Here is an 18250-nt window from a genome sequence, read left to right as displayed (position 1 = left end):
CTCACTCTTTTTCCGGCACGATCCCCGCCCGCTTCAGTTTTTCTGTCTGAAGAAGCTCGTTCTGCTTTACAAGGATCCCCATAGGATGCTCCTTTGTCTCTTCTAACTGAAACAGGGTTCTGGCTGTGATCTCACCGGAACTTCCGTCATAGCCTGTGATCTCCACGATCTCCATCACTTTTCGGCTCCGGTCTCTCATTCTGCCAAGATGGATGATCAGATCCACCGCAGAAGCGATCTGACGCCTGACCGCAGAAAGCGGCAGTTCCATAGCCATCAGGATCATGGTTTCCAGCCTGGCCAGCATATCTCTCGGGCTATTGGCATGACCGGTGCTTAAAGAACCATCATGGCCTGTGTTCATACTCTGGATCATATCCAGCGCTTCTTCCCCTCGCACCTCCCCCACCACGATCCGATCCGGCCTCATCCGCAGGCTTGCCTTGATCAGATCCCGGATCGTCACAGCATTTTTTCCTTCCGTATTGGCCTGCCGTGCCTCCAGCCGTACCAGATTCTCCGCTCCCTGGATTTGAAGCTCCGCATTGTCTTCAATGGTAATGATGCGCTCTTCCTTGGGGATAAAATCGGACAATGCATTGAGAAATGTAGTCTTTCCGGAGCCGGTTCCTCCACTGATGAAAATATTGTAGCCTCCTTTTACCAGTGCTTTCAAAAAAGCGACCACCTCCGGCGTGACAGCCCCCAGCTCCACCAGCCGGTCCATGTGAATGGGATTCTTCGGGAAACGACGGATTGTGATGACCGGTCCGTTTAAAGCCACCGGCGGAAGCACCAGGCTGACCCTGGAACCATCCGAAAGTCTGGCATCTGCCACCGGTACCGATTCATTGACGATCCGGTTGCACCGACCCGCGATCTGCTGGACCATATCTTCCAGTTTTTCTTTGGAAGCGATCTTTTTCTCCCAGCAGAGCAGACGGCCGTTCCGTTCCAGAAAAATTCCTTCTGTCCCGTTGACCATGATCTCCGTGACAGAGTCATCGTCGATCAGTTCCTGCAGGATATCCAGTTTCCGGATGCTGTTGAAAAGCTCCGTCCGAAGCGCCTCTTTTCTCCGAAGGCTCACATAACGGTTCCGTGTCTCCTCCAGGATCAGATCATCGATCTGCCTGTAAATCTCCTGGTCTTTCACTTCCCGTGTCTGATCCAGCCGCTCCCGGAGCTTTTTTCGAAGGTTCCGTCCTTCCTGTTCCCATTCCTCCATCGTTTTCCTCCCTGATCAGCTGTCTGGCGAGATCGCCCAGTTCTCCCCAGATCAGCTGCTCCATATAAGCTTTTCCCTTTCCACTTCCACTGACGAAGGGCATGGAAAGTTTCCTTGTTTTCTCCAGAACCTCCAGCACATTCTGCTGCTTCAGCACTTTTTCATACTGTTCTGCCTTGGCAAGCGCCGCCTCATCCTCCGGCATGGGCATAAAGATCCGGGTACAGAGTTTCAAAAGTTCCGCCGTTCCATTCACTGCCGGACCAATATCCAGAAGAAGCACCTCATATGCACTGTATTCCGCCAGATCCCGGATCAGAGAAAGCCATTCTCCGGGTGAAATATTCCGGAGATCCTCCGGGCAGAACGCCGGCGGGATATAATCCAGTGCTCCCAGATGACAGATCAGGCTTCCCAGACGGTAAACCAGATTTCCACTCCCCAGACGAGCAAAATAGAGAAGATCTGTAAGGTCTGCCTCATAAGTTTCCTCCAGCAAAGTTTCAAAACCTGCATATTCCTCCAGATTCAGATACAAAACCTTGTGTTCCCGTGCCAGAAGCTGTCCGTAGGTCAGCGCCAGAGAGGTTTTCATGCACCGGCCGACCGGAGAATAAATACCAACGATCTCCACCTTCTTTTTCAACATGGCCATTGGTGCCGGCACTGCCTCCACCGCGTAATAATTCATCACCTCCGCGATCAGCTGATCGGAAGCCTGATATTTATAAATGCAGGGATATTCGGAGAGTTCTTTTTTCTTTTCTCCCTCTGAAAGGATCATGATCTTTCCGATAGAAAGCTTCAGAAGCTCTCCGCACATGGCGGCGGCTGAGATCAGGAGCAGCTCGATATGACGTTCTCCTGCATAAGCGATCAGCCGTTCCACATTGGTAAACGCCTGGACTTCAAAGGAAGACCCCTGCGTTTCATCAATGGCTTCCATGAGATTGTATGCATAGGATGCTTCCAGATCGCATACTGCAAAAATGCTTTTTTTCATAAACTCCTCCTTTCAGATCAGTCCTGTCATAAAAAGGCAGACACTCAGCGCAATGGGAACTGACAGCGGAAATTCGCCGCTTTTGTCTTCTTTCTGCCGGTAAGGCCGCCATTCTCTTTTCTGGACAGAAGCAAAAACATAACCTGCCAGATACTGAAAACGCTGAAGCAGATTTTTCCGGTACAGCATAAGAAGCAAAGACAGGACACCCCCGAAAAACAGGGCCCAGACAAGACAATGAAGCAGATCACGGATCCCCAGAAAACCACCAAGCACAGCCAACAGTTTGATGTCTCCTGCGCCGATCATACGAAAATAATAAAGGAAAGCAAGAAGCAGAATCGGAAAGGCTGCACTTCCCAGAAAAAACACGAGTCCCCAGCCACCCAGGCGAAACAGTTGAAAAATGAGTCCTCCAAAAAGGCCTGTAAAAATCAGGGTATTGGATATGATCCCCCTTTTCAGATCCTGAAAAACGGCTGCCGTCACCAGAAGGCATACGGAAATTTTTTGGATCGTTTCCAGAAAATCACCTCTTTTAGTTTTTTAAAATCGTAACTATTCAGAACGTTCAGCCCAACAGGCCACAGACACGCGCATTGCATGCGCTATCGCTGCATGCGCAGCTTCTGTCTGAGGCTAATGGGCGTTCCGCCCATTCCAAAATGAAAATTCATCCTATTGCAAACGAGTTTGCATAGTCTGATTTTTCATTTTGCTGATGTTCTGAACTGTTACTTAAAATCTGGATTTTTTTGCCGAACCGGCAAGACTTGTTTTTGAGATAGCTTTATTATACACGCAATGCGCACGCTTGTCCATATGCAGAAATAAACAGAAAAAGCGGAGGGAAACACGGTCTGTTTTTCCACCCCACTCTTCTTTTTCTCCCTTTTGTACAAAAATCTGTATCTTTCTACAAACCATAGCCTGTGATTCCGTAGAGCAGAAAAACACCCGGGACTCCCAGAAAGCCCGTTGCGGCCGCTGTCACAGGATTTACACCGACCCAAAGCGGAATTTCTGCCATGGAACAGATCAGATTCACCGTAACGATCAGCCCAAGCCCCACTGCCATCCGGAAAAAGAAATTCCAGATCAGCTGTCTCATAGAAAATTTCATAAAAATCCCCCCTGCACATTTCTATGCAGAGGGGATAAGGTTTTATCACCTTAAAATTTAAATACTGCCACTCCATAAGCAGGCAGATCATATGCGAAGGAATACGGTCTTCCGTCACACTCTGATTTTACTGCCCGGTATACTTCCGGCTGTTCTTTTCCGCTTCCGCCAAACTCTGCGGCATCGCTGTTAAGGACCAGACGGTACTGTTTTCTTCTCGGCACACCGACACGATAATCCGGACGGGCCACAGGTGTAAAGTTGATGACAAAGAGCAGATTGTTTTTGCCATCCTGCGAATGACGCACAAAGCTGAAAATGCTTCTGGTATTGTCATCCGCATTGATCCACTCGAAGCCGTCGCCTCTCTGATCGGAATCATAGAGGGCTTTGTTCTTCTGATAAAGATGAAGCAGGGCACGTACATAATTCTGCAGTTCGCTGTGCTTTTCCTCTGCCAGGAGATACCAGTCCAGCTCCCTCTCCTCACTCCATTCACGGAGCTGCCCGAAATCCTGTCCCATGAAGAGCAGCTTCTTTCCGGGATGACCAAGCATAAAGGAATATCCTGCCTTCAGATTGGAGAATTTGTCATCATAAAGTCCCGGCATTTTATTGATCATGGAACATTTCAGATGCACCACCTCATCATGGGAAAGAACCAGAATGTATTTCTCAGAATAGGCATAGGTCATCGAAAAGGTCATCAGGTTATGGTTGAACTGACGGAAATACGGATCCAGTTTCATATATTCCAGAAAGTCATGCATCCAACCCATATTCCATTTCATGGAAAAGCCCAGTCCGTCATCCTCCGGTTTTCCGGTCACCTTCGGCCAGGCCGTAGATTCCTCGGCGATCATCACCGTTCCGTGATTTCTTCCCAGAACCACGCTGTTCAGATGTTTGAAGAATTCAATGGCCTCCAGGTTCTTATTGCCGCCGTAAATATTCGGGCACCACTCTCCGTCTTTTCTTCCATAATCCAGATAAAGGATCGATGCCACTGCATCCACACGGAGACCATCCACATGGAACTCCTCGATCCAGTAAAGAGCATTTGCAATAAGGAAGTTTTTCACCTCATTTTTGCTGAAATCAAAGACCTTGGTCCCCCAGTCCGGATGCTCTCCCTTTCTGGGATCCGCATACTCATAACAGCAGGTTCCGTCAAACTCCGCCAGACCGTGGGCATCCTTCGGGAAATGAGCCGGAACCCAGTCCAGGATAACACCGATCTTATTTTTATGAAGATAGTTCACCAGATATTTGAAATCCGTAGGAGAACCGTGGCGGGCAGTCGGCGCATAATAGCCCGTCACCTGATAGCCCCAGGAACCGTCAAAGGGATGCTCTGCGATCCCCATCAGCTCCACATGGGTATAACCCATATCTTTTACATATTCTACCAGAGCATGAGCAAATTCCTGATAGCTGTAAAAACCGTCTTCTGTCTCCGGATCATGCGGATGTTTTTTCCAGGAACCCGGATGTACCTCATAAATACTCATAGGCTCTTCATCCGGATTTTTCTCGACCCGCTTGTTCATCCAGGTCGTATCCGTCCAGCGGAATTTGCTGATATCTGCCACCTTGGATGCATTTCCCGGACGAAGCTCGGAAGCACTGGCAAAAGGATCCGCCTTATAAAGCTCCTGATCCTTTTCCGTCAGGATATGGTATTTATAAAGGCAGCCTTCCTGCACGCCCGGAACAAAAACCTCCCAGATCCCCAGGGGATCCAGTCGCTTCATCGGTGTCGCTTCTGTATTCCATCCGTTAAAATCACCTACTACATGGACATCCTTCGCATGAGGTGCCCAGACAGCGAAATAAACACCGTCTTTTCCTCTTCTCCTGGTCGGATGCGCACCCAGCTTTTTGTAAATGTCATAATGCGTTCCCTGACCGAACAGATACTGATCCAGTTCACCGATCCGAAGAACCTCCTGTTTCGGAGCTGCAGACTTCTTTGCCACAGTTTTTTTCTCTGCTGCTTTTTTTGCTGTAGAAGCCTTTTCTGCTGTTTTTGTCTCTTTTGCTACTGTTGCTTTTCTTGTTCTTTTCTTCGTTTCTTCCATAATCCCCTTCTCCTCACACATGATTTATGGCAGGCTTTCCTTGCAGCCTGCAGGCTTCGGTCCATCTATGCAGTCAGATCTTTTTATCTGCCAAAAACTGCCGGGCCCTTTTTTTGCCCCGCAGTCTCTTTGGTCTTAATTATTTACAGCTACGATCAGGCTTCCCGCCGGTAAAAGTTCCGCGTTGATACGGCCGTTTTCCACATTGACCTGCTCTCCTGTAGCAGCGTTCACCGCGCTTCCTCCTACCGGTACCGGAATGGAAACCTGTGCCGGATTCTCGTCATTATTGACGGCTACGATCACGGCCTTGTCATCCTGGATCCTGGCAAACGCATACTGCCGGTTAGTCAGAAGAAGCTCTCTGTATTTTCCCTCGGAAAGCGGGGAAAGTTCTTTTTTCAGCCTGCCCAGCATTTTGATATGCCCGGTCAGCTGGCAGTCTTTATATTTTCCTTCCATCTCGGCCAGATCAAGCGCCGGACGGAGCGGATCATCATTGCCGCCCTCTTTTTTCCCTTCAATGCCCCATTCGGAACCATAATAAATGGATGGAATGCCCGGCAGCGTGTAAAGAAGTGTATACTCCGGGAAAAGATGAGCTTTGTTGTTCAGCTTGCTGGCCAGACGGTCCACATCATGATTATCCGCAAAGGAATAAAGGGTTCTTCCTTTATAAATACCGCCATTCTCATCGAATTCCCTCCGGATCGTATGAGCGATCTCAAAATAATTGTGATCGTTATGACCGGAATAGAGACCCTTGTGCAGTTCATAGTTCGTTACGGAATGAAGGACCTCATCGTTGGCCCAGCGGGCATAATCCCCATGGATCACTTCGCCCATCAGCCAGAAATCTTCTTTTTCCTGAGAAGTTCTCCAGCGCATCTCTTTCATGAAATCAAAGGTCAGGCAGTCTGCACAGTCCAGACGGATGCCGTCGATGTCAAACTCCCGGATCCAGAAATGGATCACATCAAAAAGGTAATCTCTCACAGCCTGTTCGTAAAGGTTCAGATTGACCAGTTCGAAGCAGTTTCTCCAGGCCTCATATCCAAATCCGTCATTATAGGGGCTGTTCCAGCCGAAATTCACACCCTTGTACCAGTTGACATAGGGGGAATGTTCCCTGTTTTTCTGAATATCCTGAAAAGCAAAGAATTCACGGCCGGTATGGTTAAACACACCGTCCACAACTACCCGGATCCCGGCTTCATGGCATTTTTTCACAAATTCCTTAAAGTCCTCATTATCACCCAGACGACGGTCTACTTTTTTATAGTCCTTCGTATCATACCCGTGGGTGGTGGATTCAAAAAGCGGACCGATATAAACAGCTGTCACCCCGAGATCTTTCATATGATCGATCCAGGGAAGGAGCTCCTGCATCCGGTGCTCGATCTCTGTCCCTTCGTTTCTCTTTGGTGCGCCAAGAAGGCCCAACGGATAAATATGATAAAAAACTGCCTCGTTATACCAGTGTCCCATTGTTTTCTTTTCCTCCAGATCTATATTTTACATGTAACAGTTCAGAACATCAGCGAAATGAAAAATCAGACTATGCAAACTTGTTTGCAATAGGATGAATTTTTATTTCGGAATGGGCGGAACGCCCATTAGCCTCAGACAAAAGCTGTGAATGCAGCGAGAGCGCATGCAATGCGCGGGTCTGTGGCCTGTTGTTTTGAACGTCCTGAACAGTTACTTTTACATAACAGTTCCTTGTACAGGAAAAAGCTGCAGATATATGACAAAATCCTGTCTGTCCTGTCAGCTGAAAATCCCGTGCATAAACTGTTTTGCCAGTGCTTCTTTTGTTTCCCTTGGAACCTGATATCCCTCCGGCTCCCGTGCCGCCATCAGAAGAAGGTAATGATCCAGCATTCCGGTAAACCCCAAAGCAAACTGCTCCTGTCTGCCGTTCATATTTCCCAGCTGACCGGAAGCCCCCATAAAAAGGCTCACCATATTCTGATAGAGATCTTCTACAAAAGGCTTTACCGACTGGTAGGCTTCATTCTCTCTTGCCGAGTAAAAAAGCGACATCATCAGCATGTAGGCTTTCCGGTGGTTCATACCGTAATCCACATAAGCAGCTGCAATCTTCGGCAATGTCAGCCAGATCTGCTCCTTCTCATCCCGGCCGTCAAAAACTTCCCTGCGAAACTCCGCATACTCCCGGGAAAGGAGCGCCTCCAAAAGGCCTCGTTTGTTTCCAAAATAATAATAGAGGGTCGGCTTGGTCACTCCGGCCGTCTCTGCGATCTCCTGTACGCCCACAGCATCATATCCTCTGGCATGGAAAAGCTCAAGCGCACAGTTCAGGATTTTTTCTCTGTTGTCCATCGTCTCCCTCCTGTTGTCTTAATTATACCGTCCGGTATATAAAATGTCAACTGGAAAGACTTTGTATTTCACCGCAGATTTTACTTTCTTTCATCCCGGATCTTCTTTTTTCGTCTTTCTTCTCTTCCTCGCTTTTCTATACCGTCCGGTATATTACATCCGCACTATTTCTTTTTTCCGGATATCGTAACTATTCAGGACTGTTACCGGATATAAAAAAACTGCCTGCCATTTTTTCTATGGCAGACAGTTTTTCACAGAGCCGCATGCTCCTGCATACTGCTTTTGCAGGCAGAAGCGGCCGCATCGGATCTCTTTATATTTCAGAATATACCACGTTCCGTATCCGGCGCGTATGTGTAGAGGTACCGGCTCCGGTAAGCTGTTCCATCACAAGGATGATAAGGTTTTTCTCCGGTGCAACGGACATATAAGGACCAAGCCAGCCATCCCAGCCATATTCTCCGCGGCTTCCCAGTGTGGCCGCATACTCCGGTTCAACGAGATTTCTCATAAGATTTCCATACGTGTAACCGGCCAGAGTATCCCAGCCTTTCATTCCCTGACGCTGCTCTTCCGTGATCGTAGTATGAGTCAGGAAATGAACCATGGGCTCTGTGAGAATCCGCACACCCTCAAGAGCACCGCCATTTAAAAGCATCCGGCAGAATCTCAGCCAGTCGTCAATGGTGGTCGTAAGCCCTGCTCCGCCGGCTTCGTAAGCAGGATCTCTTTTCATATCCACGGAAATGCCAAGGTGATTGACCGTGTAAAGCTGAAGTCCGTCTTTTTCCATGCTATAGGTTTTTGCCAGGCGGTCCTGTTTTTCCTCCGGCACAAAAAAGCCCGTATCATTCATTCCCAACGGCTCCCAGATCCGCTCCCGGAGAAATTCGCTGAAACGTTTCCCGCTGACTGCTTCAATGACAGCCGCCAGGATATCCGCTGACAGTCCATAACGGAACTCCGTGCCCGGATCAAAGGAAAGAGGAATGGCGCTGAGTCTTTTTGCGATCTCCTGTGTGCTGAGAGGATTCTCTCCGTCCATCCGCGCTTTGATCTCATCGAGAAGTTTTGTCGTCTGGACTTCTGTCTCGTTGGAAGCGCCATCGTAAGTGTAACCGGAGGTCATATTCAGGAGATCACGGATCTGAACCTCTCTGGCCGCCGGACGCAGGGTTCCATTTTCCGCAACCATGGGATTCTTAAAGAACGGAAGATAAGTGGATAAGGGCTCCACCAGATCCAGTTTCCCATCCTGTACGAGCAGCATAGCTGCCACTGCCGTCATGGGCTTCGTCATGGAATAAAGCCGAAAGATCGTATCTCTTTTTACCGGCACTTTATTTTCCCGGTCAGCATAACCTGCCTCATAATAACACTTCTCTTCGTCATCCTTATAGATCAGACAGCTTCCACCAGCTGCTGCTCCTGTCTCCACCATTTCTGTCAATATGTCCTGAATCTTCGCAAACTTCTGTGTATTCATTTTTTCTATCCCCTTACATTATTAAGATGCTGCCAGAATCCCAATATAAAGCGGACGTCAGCCTTTTTATCGGCTTTCACGTCCGCTTTCCGGGATTTTATTTAAAATCTTTCTCGTAAAGAATCACACGGTCATCCTCATCATAGCGTTTATGAGAGAGAATCCTTCCGAGCTTGCGGATACCGGTCCTCTCAGAACGGCTGATGGCATCATCCACAATATCTCTTACATCGGCAATACAAACGGGATGCTCCGGCGTCTGCATTTCACCGATCCGATTATAAAGGGCTACCATGGCAGAATCGTCAATACGGTAATCCTCATCATACGCATAGATTTTTCCAAAAGTCACCAGTTCATCATTTGTCATGATGGGAATGGAAATCTCGGAAGTAAATTTCTCGGCAAAGGTTGGATTCTTGTCAAAGAGTTCCTTCAGATAACTCTTCTCATCTTCCAGGATCACCAGAAGACCATCTGTGCGGAACTCCATAGCCTTTGACAGCTGTGCGATGGATTCCTCGGAGAGATCTCCGGCTTCTTCAATGATGAGCGTACCTCCGGCGATCTTTGCCACCGTGGAGGCGATATCCTTCTTATTGAAGTCCTCTGCATAAATCTTTGCCACTCTGGCCGCACTGTTTCCACGTTCCTGGCACAGAGCCTTTGCAAAACGGATACCCAGAGTCGTTCTTCCGCTTCCCGGATCACCTGTGATCACCAGGTTTCCGCTTCTGGAAGTCTTATCCTTCTGAAGCTTGTTCAAAGTTTCCTTCATTGCACAGGCGATCTGCTCCTGAAGTCCCTGGATTGTTGAAAAATAGGAAAACAGCTGCTGCTGGCTTAAAGTCAGACTCTGGTTCGGACGATAAGCTGCCTGCTGATAAGGATTCTGCTGAGTGGCTGCTGCCTCTGTATTCCTGCCTGCACGCTCCATGCGGATCACACCCTGCGCCTGGGAAACCCTGGCTGCTTTCTGGTCGGCACTACTCTGCTGCGGAACACCTGCTGCTGCCTGCTGCTGTCCCTGTGCCGGCTGGCTCATGACGGGCTGGCCAGCCTGACTCTGCTGTACCGACTGTATCCTCTGCTCTCTGGCAGCCTGCTCCGGTTTCTTTACCGGAACCTGCGGCTGAGCAGCTGTCTTTTTCTCTGTCTGACTGTTTTCTAAAGTTCCGGAAGCCATATCCGGTGCCGTTGTTCCTGGCATTTCCACTTTCTTCTCTGCGGCTGCATTTACACCTGCATGAGCTGCAAGGCGCTCATTCAGACCGGCTGCCTGCTCGGCCTCCGCACGCATCTTGGCCGCCTGGGCTTCCAGTGCCGCAAAGCCGGAAGCTGCCATTCCCGGATCCTGTGCAGCTGCCTGCGGAGCCGGGATCCTCTCCTCTCCGGAAGGCTGCACAGCCTCCTTCGGCTGCTCGTTTTCCACCTGCAGATCCGGCATCTCCGGTATTTCTCTCTCTGGCTCTTTTTCTTCCGTAGAAGCAGTCTCATCTGCGCCACTCATAGAAACCAGAATATCATCGATCGATTCCTTCGGTTCCTGAACGGGAACATTCCCTGCACGGTCCCGGAAGAAGGACATATCATTTTTCGGTTCCACGATCTCTGCTTCCGTCTCTGCCGGATGAATACCGGAAATGATCTCCCGCATACTCTCCGCCAGTTCCTTCTGAAGCTGCTGTGCATCAAATGCCTGATCCGGAGCTTCCGGTTCCTGAGGAACGGCTTCTGCTGCTCCAGCAGAAGCGGCTGCCGGTGCGTCTGTCTGCAGATTATTTCTCACTGCATCGGCAGGCATCACTCTTGTAGTTCCGCCGGTGCTGTATCTCCAGGACTGATCCTGCTGCTCCGGAGTCTCCTGCTCTGCAGCTGCCGTATGCTGGCTGACCGCCTGAGCAAGCTCCTTCTGTGTCTCAGAAATGATGTTCTCTGTGATCGCATCTGTTTCGTTGGAAGGCATTTTATCCACAATGATCTTTTCCAGCTCCGGAACGGCAGCCTCCACCCGTTCCTTGATCGGCATCAGATTTTCATCCCGATGATCATAGATCGTCTGCTGCATGGGTGTGAGCTCCGTCAGTGAACGTTTCAGCTCCAGAGCTTTGATCACATATTTACCCTGGCGGAACCAAAGAACCAGGTCATCACAGCTCTCGATGCATTTCTGCTTTTCTCCTGCCTGATAATAAAGCTTCGCAAGCTCATAACCCCACTGCTCTGTATATTCTGCTTCCTTATACTCTTCCAGGATCGCAATCTGATCCTCCAGTGAGGAACCTCTTCCTTTATAGATCTCATATTTGAGGATATACCGGGAGGTATCGTTTGGCGCGGCATTTACAAATTCGCTGTAATATTCCACGGCCTCATCGAATTCCTTCATCTTGATCGCCACCTCAGTCAGACGGAACAGGATCGTTCTCGTCATCTGAGATCTTCTATATGCACGAAGAAGGATCTCCTTGCTGTCTTCTAATCTTCCATTTGCCTCATATATTTCACTGACCATGCAAAGCGTACGGGTATTCCGGACACGCTTCCATTCGACGGTATCCGCTACCTTGACCGCTTCCTCATAGTTCCCGCTGGTGACTAATTTTTTAATCTCGTCCAATTTGAGATTATATTCGTATTTATCCAATGTTTTCACCTCTTGACAGTTACCTTTTGGGTTACATAGATAGGTACAGTCTACCATAACTCAAACCCCTTGTCAAAAAAAAACGCCCGTACTTTTACTATTATAATGGAAGATTTTTTGCTGCTGCATCCGGCAAAAACAGCCGTTATCGCTTTGCTTCGATAACGGCTGTCTAATGTTTTTCAATCATATTCAGTTTTCTTTCTATATTTTAAATCTAATCGGAGGAAATATTCTTTTGTCTTATAGTTTCCTGCTTTCTTATATAAACAACAGTTCATCTGTCGTTATAAAATCAAGGAATCTGTTAGAGCCTTCATCCTTTTGATAAAACTCAAAGTCTTCGATCATATTTTCCTAATATTCTCTTCAATACGATGGATTATATAAGTTTTCTCGATATATAAATCTTTACTTCTATATACCTTCAATTGTTATATAAACTGACGTATTTTTTATCCCCTCGAAATCCTGGAATAAAAACCTTTGAATGCTTTGTGGTATTACTTCAATATGGTAGCAAATTCTTTTCGCTTTATCTCGGCTCCGGTTCATTTACTCTCCGATTATCTGGACTATATTCGATCTTTCCGGATATTTATTTGTTGAGATAAAGGTCATTCATGCAGGAAACCTTTGCTATACCACATCCATATTGAATAGAATGATCAATCGGACTTCCCATTGGAACTGACCTCCCTTTTTCTATTTCTACGAGTTCCTTCAACAACTTTGACTTCTCTTTCACTCCGGTTCCTCCAGCTTTCTCGTCACTGGAGAATGGTAAGTGTTTTTTGAAGTTCTTGTTTGTTGTTGACATTATAATAGCACAGCCCTTTTCATTTGTCAACACTATTTTTGATTTTTCTTTTAAAAATCTAATCTTCTTTCTTTTTATTCGTCTTATTTTTCATAATTTCCATATTTATTATGAAAATTCAGTTATTTTACATTTTACATCCATGCAAAAGGATCCGTTCTCTGTACTCATAAAAAGCGTAAGTTTCTCTTTTCATCTTCCGGATTCCTGTGCTATACTGACTTCAGCATAAGCCGGAAGAGTTCCGGCAACGGAAGGTGATAACATGCGTTTACTTGATGCCGTTTCTACACTGAAACCAAAGAAACATGAAAAAACGACCACTTCCAGAATGACGACCATCTGGAGTGAACAGATCGACCCGGGCAGCGTCCTGCCGGAATATCCGCGCCCGCAGTTCCGCCGTGAAAACTGGATCTGCCTCAATGGTCCCTGGGATTATACGTTTACAAAAAAGAATAAACGGCCGGAGCGTCCGGATGGCCAGATCCTGGTTCCTTTTTCTCCCGAATGTATCCGTTCCGGCGTGAGCCGTCAGCTTCTCCCGGGAGAATATCTCTGGTATTTTCGGTTTGTCTACCTGAACACGATCCCGGAAAACCAGCGGCTCCTGCTGCATTTCGGGGCGGTTGATCATAGCTGCAGTGTCTGGTGGAACGGCCACCTTCTCGGAAAGCATGAAAACGGATATCTTTCCTTCTCTTTTGATGTGACAGATTATCTTCAGGAGGGCAACAATACACTCTGGGTACGGGTTCAGGATGACTCTGACAGCGGAAGTCAGAGCAGAGGCAAACAAAGCCTCAAACCTCACGGTATATTTTATACTGCCCAGAGCGGGATCTGGCAGACGGTCTGGATGGAATGGGTTCCGGAAAAGCGGATTGAAAAGCTGAAGATCACACCTCTTTATGATGAAGGTTCTGTCCGCCTGGAGATCACTCTGACGCAGCCTCAGGACATGGAGATCCGGATGCTCTGGAATCGTGATTCTTACTGTCATTATGTGGAAAAAGAAGATTTCCCCGCCGATCAGAATACCTTTGTCCGTGATATCCGGCTGCCGGATTTCCGTCCCTGGAGCCCGGAGGATCCTTTCCTTTATGAGGTACAGCTTATCACGGAAACCGACACCGTCCACAGCTATTTTGCCATGCGGAAATTTTCCCTGGGACTGGATGAAAAACAACAGCCAAAGCTTTTCCTCAACAATCAGCCCTACTTTTTCAATGGCGTACTGGATCAGGGCTACTGGCCGGAAAGCCTTTACACAGCGCCCTCTGACGAGGCCCTGGTTTTCGATATCCGTTCCATGAAGGAACTGGGCTTTAATATGATCCGCAAGCACGTAAAGGTGGAACCCATGCGCTGGTATTATCACTGTGACCGCCTGGGCATGGTCGTCTGGCAGGATATGGTCAACGGAGGTGGAAAACCACTTCTGCCCCTGGTCTGCTATCTGCCAAACCTTTTTCCGCCGGTGACTACCCGGGTGCGTGACAATCTCTACTGGTTCTTTTCCCGGACTTCCAAAAAAGCCCGCCGAAAGTGGGAGGAAGAAGCCATGGAGCTCATCGATCAGCTTTATAATATTCCCTGTATCGGTCTCTGGGTGCTTTTCAACGAGGGCTGGGGACAGTTCGATTCCCTGCGCCTGACAGAAAAGATCCATCTTGCAGACCCGGGCCGCCTCGTAGATCACGCCAGCGGCTGGTTTGACCAGGGCGGCGGCGATGTAAAAAGCGCACATAATTATTTCCGCCCCCTGCGGGTGCGTACTGAACAGCGCCCCTTTATCCTCTCGGAATACGGCGGCTATTCCTGCCCTGTGGACGGCCACCTCTATTCTTCAAACTCCTTTGGATATCATACCTATAAGGATACCATGGAGTTTACCGCTGCCTGGCAGTCTCTCCAGAAAAAGATCCGGGAGCTCCAGGGCAAAGGCCTGGCCGGAGCTGTGTATACACAGCTGTCTGATGTTGAGGAAGAGACGAATGGATTATATACTTATGATCGAAAGGTTTGTAAGGTGGAGCGGAAATGATAGGAGTAAAGCGGACATTCAAAATCCGCTGATCTGCCAGTAGACTTTTTCAGCCGGATGCGTATGCTATTTTCCAGAAAAAAACAGATCTGCAAAAAGGTTTCTCTTCCTTTTACAGGTCTGTTTTTTATCATTCTTTATTCTTCGGAGGCCGTCTCCGTTTCGCTTTCTGCCTCGGTTTCGGGTTCCGGATTGATGATATCTTCGTAGTAGCCGATGATCTTCTGTACATCCATCTTGCTGATCCGGGCAGGAAGCGCCTGATCGGAAAGGACGTCATAGAGTCCGTCATCTGCCAGATAGAACTCGGTGGTCAGTTTGGTGCCGTCAACTTTGGTGAATACCAGTTTGAAATCCGGATCACCGCTGACTTCCGGCGCCTCGCTGGTACGTTTCTGTGCCTGCATGGCAATGAGGTTATTGTAGAACAGGCGGAACGGGGTGGAGTCCACTTCCTCGCCGTCTACCAGATAGTGGTAGACCGTCTGCATCTGCTGCTCAGTTTCTGCCTCGGTCTCGGTTTCTGCTTCCGTTTCCGCCTCAGTCCCTGCTTCATCCAGAGCGCCTGCACTGATCTTGATTGTCTCGGCTTCGGTTTCTTCCTCCGTGGAGGCTTCTGTCTCTACCGGAACCTCCTCACTTTCCACGGTGAGTGTCTTGGTCTCGCCCTGGTAGGTGACTTCCAGGCTCTTCATATTGGTCATGGGCACATCGTTCAGATACAGGCTCACATAATCCAGCACATCCACGTTCAGAAGTTTCTCCAGAGTAGATTCTGCCATGGTATAAACACCATCATGATCTGCCAGTTTCACGTAATAATCGCCATCGTCGTTGGTGTTGCCGATGAGAAGGGTGGTGGTCACTTCGATGGTTTTTGGCTCCTCGGTCTCGGTTTCGGATTCCGGTTCCGTTTCTGCCTCGGTCACAGCTTCTGTAGCTGTTTCCGTCCCAGTAGCTGCCTCTGTCATCTCTTCCTCTGATACAGCCTCAGTGGCTGTCTCTGATACGGCTTCTGTCATAGTTTCCTCAGAACCGGTCTCAGATTCTGCTGTTTCCGTTCCGGATACAGCCTCGGCCTCAGATACCGTTTCTTCGGCTGTCTCGCTCTCAGAAGCTGCCTCACTCACTTCCTCGGTCTCAGTCTCAGTTTCCTCTTCGGTTTCTGCCTCGGTCTCTTCGCTCACAACGGTAACGGTCTCTGCCGGTTTGTCCAGTCCGTACTGAGCCAGATCGTCTCCTTTGTAGTCCACAAAATCTTTATAAGACAGACTGGAGACTGCCGTGGTAAGATCACTGGCTGCTGTGGTTCCGGCCTCCTCTTCGTTGCCGTCCTGATCTTTCACCGTCCAGCTGGTGCCGGTTTCGTCGGAGCTGAACTCTACGGTGCCATCTTCTTTTTCCACCTTCATGTTTCGGATATTGGTGGATTCAAGTGTCGGAAATGTATCTGCTTTTGCCACATCATACGGCTGCATATCAAACACATTTACACTGCTGGCCGGCATGGTGTAAACATCTGTACCGTCATCTACCTTCACATAAAAATCGTTGTTGCTGCTGTTCTGGTTGCCGATATAAAGAGTAAAAGCAGTTCCGTCTGTTTTCAGAACGGTTACTTCCTGCTTCGGCTCATCCAGTCCGTACTCGGAAAGATCCTCCGGGCTTTCCAGCACCCGATCCACCGTAAGGCTGGTCAGCTTACTCATCTTTGTATCGACTGCACTTTCATCCAATGGAAAATCGGAATCTTCCTCATAAGTCCAGGTATCATCGTTTTTCGTATAGGTCATCGTCACATCACCGTTTTTTACAGTGACTTTTGCAATTTCATCATCCGTAACAGACACCGGCAGGGAGCTCTCCTCTGTCTCCTCCGTCTCTGCTTCCTGATCCGCTTTCTTCTGCTGAAGATCGATCACAAAATAAAGAACCAGAAGAACGATCAGGATCAGGACTGCAAAAAGCAGTCCCTTTCCTTTTTTCTTTTTTTTCACTGTCATTATCTCTTTCTCCTCTTAAACCAGATACCGCCTCCAAGAACCAGGCAGAGAACCGGAAGAAGTCCGATCGTTACCATGCCCCACATCCGTGCAGATGCTGCTGTCACAGTCAGATAAGAGATCTGTGTACTCTTGCTCGGAATGGAAACGCTCTGTTCCTGATCACACATCCAGCTTACAGAATTAGCCAGAAGCTTGACGTTATTTCCGGAAACCATGGCATCGACCTGCTGGCTGAACAGGTTTGCACTGGTCAGGTAGATCAGCTTTGTCTCGCCGTTGTCCACAGACTCGGTAACAGCAACGCCCACATCAAAGGGGCCTTCTGCATCCCCGTCTTCCTTTTCCAGAGTTCCGTTTACATTGGTTTTTACATAAGCAGAATCAGAGGTGGTGAGAAGACTCTCTATAGTAACGGTATCCCTCTTATCCTCCAGCTTTTCTACTGCCTGTGCCACCGGCATCAGAACATAAGAGTTTGCTTTGGAAAGATCTCCCAGCGCATCGGAGCTTCCGATATTCGGAACCAGATATGTCGGATTACCGGAAATATAATGCTGTCCATCTGCTTCCAGAACAACGCCTTCCATCGTGCCGATGCCATAGTTGTTCAACACCTTCTGCAGATTCGGCATTTCCTTATTCAAATAACTGGTGATGATAACCGCTTTTCCGCCATTTTCCATGTAGGTGATCAGCTTATCTGCTTCTTCTTCGCTCAGATCATTCTGCGGAGAGAAAAGCATGACACAGTCTGCATCATCCGGCACACTCTCTTCCGTAAGAAGGTTCAGGTCTTTCATCTCAATGTTTTCTTTTTCAATGGCAGATTTCATATCCTCTGTCATATCGCCTTCTTCATGACCGGTAATGGTATACATGATCGGCAGAGAATCCGTAGTTACATAGGAAATCGCACTTGTCACCTGACCCTCGCCGTCAAAACCTGTGGTCTCATACTGATAGGTCTGATAATTGACGGTAGATTCAAACATATCGGCATAGGGAATGACCTTGTTTCGTTTCTCACCGACAACAATAAGAGAGTTGTCTTCCAGATCGTCCTCCGTATATTCCGAAACAAAATTCGGGTGAAGCACCGGATCCATGGTTTCCACTTTGACGTGAGAAGAAAGTCCCGCATAACGTTCCAGGAGCTTCTGGATCGTCTCATTTTCCTTTCCGCTTTCCACGATCTGATAAATGGTTACATCCTGATCCAAAGCACTTACCAGCTCTTTTGTGGTATCGCCGATGGCGGAAAGCTTGGTCTGGCTCAGATCCACATTCCGGTACTGAGCCGGAAGTTTTCCGACAACAAGATTAAACACTACCGCAATCGCCAGCACGACCACGCTGATCCCCAGACTGTAGGAACCTTTGCGGATATTTTTGCTGCTCCATTTCGGCAGGATATTTTTTATATTAGGCTTTTTGATACTTGGCTTTTTCATGATCTGTCT

General features: G+C 48.3%; 13 protein-coding genes. 1 reads left to right on the top strand and 12 read right to left on the bottom strand.

The features are described from left to right. Window position 1: 1 nt before the first annotated feature. The 10 genes from DXA57_RS08590 to DXA57_RS17125 all read right to left on the bottom strand — a co-directional run bounded on the left by DXA57_RS08590 (window position 2) and on the right by DXA57_RS17125 (window position 12770). Window positions 2-1228 carry a CpaF family protein gene (locus tag DXA57_RS08590; RefSeq protein ID WP_117766604.1) on the bottom strand — a complete coding sequence of 409 codons (1227 nt, stop codon included), beginning with the start codon at window positions 1226-1228 and terminating at the stop codon, window positions 2-4. Beyond that, complete coding sequence (locus DXA57_RS08585; protein WP_117766602.1) at window positions 1122-2231, bottom strand: hypothetical protein; 1110 nt, start codon at window positions 2229-2231, stop codon at window positions 1122-1124. Before DXA57_RS08585 ends, DXA57_RS08590 begins: the two co-directional genes overlap by 107 nt. Before the next feature lie 12 nt (window positions 2232-2243). Next, window positions 2244-2720, bottom strand: coding sequence for an A24 family peptidase (locus tag DXA57_RS08580; RefSeq protein WP_158571271.1), 477 nt, complete (start codon window positions 2718-2720; stop codon window positions 2244-2246). Between the two features lie 427 nt (window positions 2721-3147). Next, a complete protein-coding gene (locus DXA57_RS08570) occupies window positions 3148-3354 on the bottom strand; it encodes a pro-sigmaK processing inhibitor BofA family protein (protein ID WP_117766596.1) in 207 nt (68 codons plus the stop codon). A gap of 50 nt (window positions 3355-3404) precedes the next feature. Continuing rightward, window positions 3405-5435 (bottom strand): 1,4-alpha-glucan branching protein GlgB, encoded by a 2031-nt coding sequence (gene glgB / locus DXA57_RS08565; RefSeq protein WP_117766594.1) that lies wholly within the window; start codon window positions 5433-5435, stop codon window positions 3405-3407. Window positions 5436-5570: 135 nt separating this feature from the next. Next, window positions 5571-6923, bottom strand: a complete 1353-nt coding sequence (locus tag DXA57_RS08560) for an alpha-amylase family glycosyl hydrolase (protein ID WP_117766592.1) — start codon at window positions 6921-6923, stop codon at window positions 5571-5573. Window positions 6924-7205: 282 nt separating this feature from the next. After that, entirely contained in the window at window positions 7206-7781 is a 576-nt protein-coding gene (locus DXA57_RS08555; RefSeq protein ID WP_117766590.1) for a TetR/AcrR family transcriptional regulator, read from the bottom strand. A 316-nt stretch (window positions 7782-8097) separates the two neighbouring features. Continuing rightward, the gene (locus DXA57_RS08550) at window positions 8098-9270 is read right to left on the bottom strand and encodes a serine hydrolase domain-containing protein (RefSeq protein ID WP_117766588.1); all 1173 of its coding nucleotides are present in this window, start codon (window positions 9268-9270) and stop codon (window positions 8098-8100) included. A 97-nt stretch (window positions 9271-9367) separates the two neighbouring features. Continuing rightward, the gene (locus DXA57_RS08545; RefSeq protein ID WP_117766586.1) at window positions 9368-11917 is read right to left on the bottom strand and encodes a hypothetical protein; all 2550 of its coding nucleotides are present in this window, start codon (window positions 11915-11917) and stop codon (window positions 9368-9370) included. Window positions 11918-12515: 598 nt separating this feature from the next. Next, window positions 12516-12770 (bottom strand): hypothetical protein, encoded by a 255-nt coding sequence (locus DXA57_RS17125; protein ID WP_147345672.1) that lies wholly within the window; start codon window positions 12768-12770, stop codon window positions 12516-12518. A 232-nt stretch (window positions 12771-13002) separates the two neighbouring features. Between DXA57_RS17125 and DXA57_RS08540 the strand changes: the two genes are divergently transcribed. Then, window positions 13003-14784 carry a glycoside hydrolase family 2 protein gene (locus DXA57_RS08540; protein ID WP_199612705.1) on the top strand — a complete coding sequence of 594 codons (1782 nt, stop codon included), beginning with the start codon at window positions 13003-13005 and terminating at the stop codon, window positions 14782-14784. Between the two features lie 137 nt (window positions 14785-14921). Here DXA57_RS08540 and DXA57_RS08535 read toward each other — a convergent pair whose 3' ends face one another. Both DXA57_RS08535 and DXA57_RS08530 read right to left on the bottom strand, forming a co-directional pair. Next, on the bottom strand, window positions 14922-16787 hold the full coding sequence (locus tag DXA57_RS08535; RefSeq protein ID WP_117766584.1) for a DUF4340 domain-containing protein: 1866 nt from the start codon (window positions 16785-16787) through the stop codon (window positions 14922-14924). After that, window positions 16787-18241, bottom strand: coding sequence for a GldG family protein (locus DXA57_RS08530; protein WP_117766582.1), 1455 nt, complete (start codon window positions 18239-18241; stop codon window positions 16787-16789). Before DXA57_RS08530 ends, DXA57_RS08535 begins: the two co-directional genes overlap by 1 nt. Window positions 18242-18250: the final 9 nt, after the last annotated feature.

This window comes from Blautia sp. OF03-15BH (genome assembly GCF_003463065.1).
GTDB lineage: Bacteria > Bacillota > Clostridia > Lachnospirales > Lachnospiraceae > Limivivens.
This window is presented reverse-complemented; position numbering and strand designations above follow the sequence as displayed.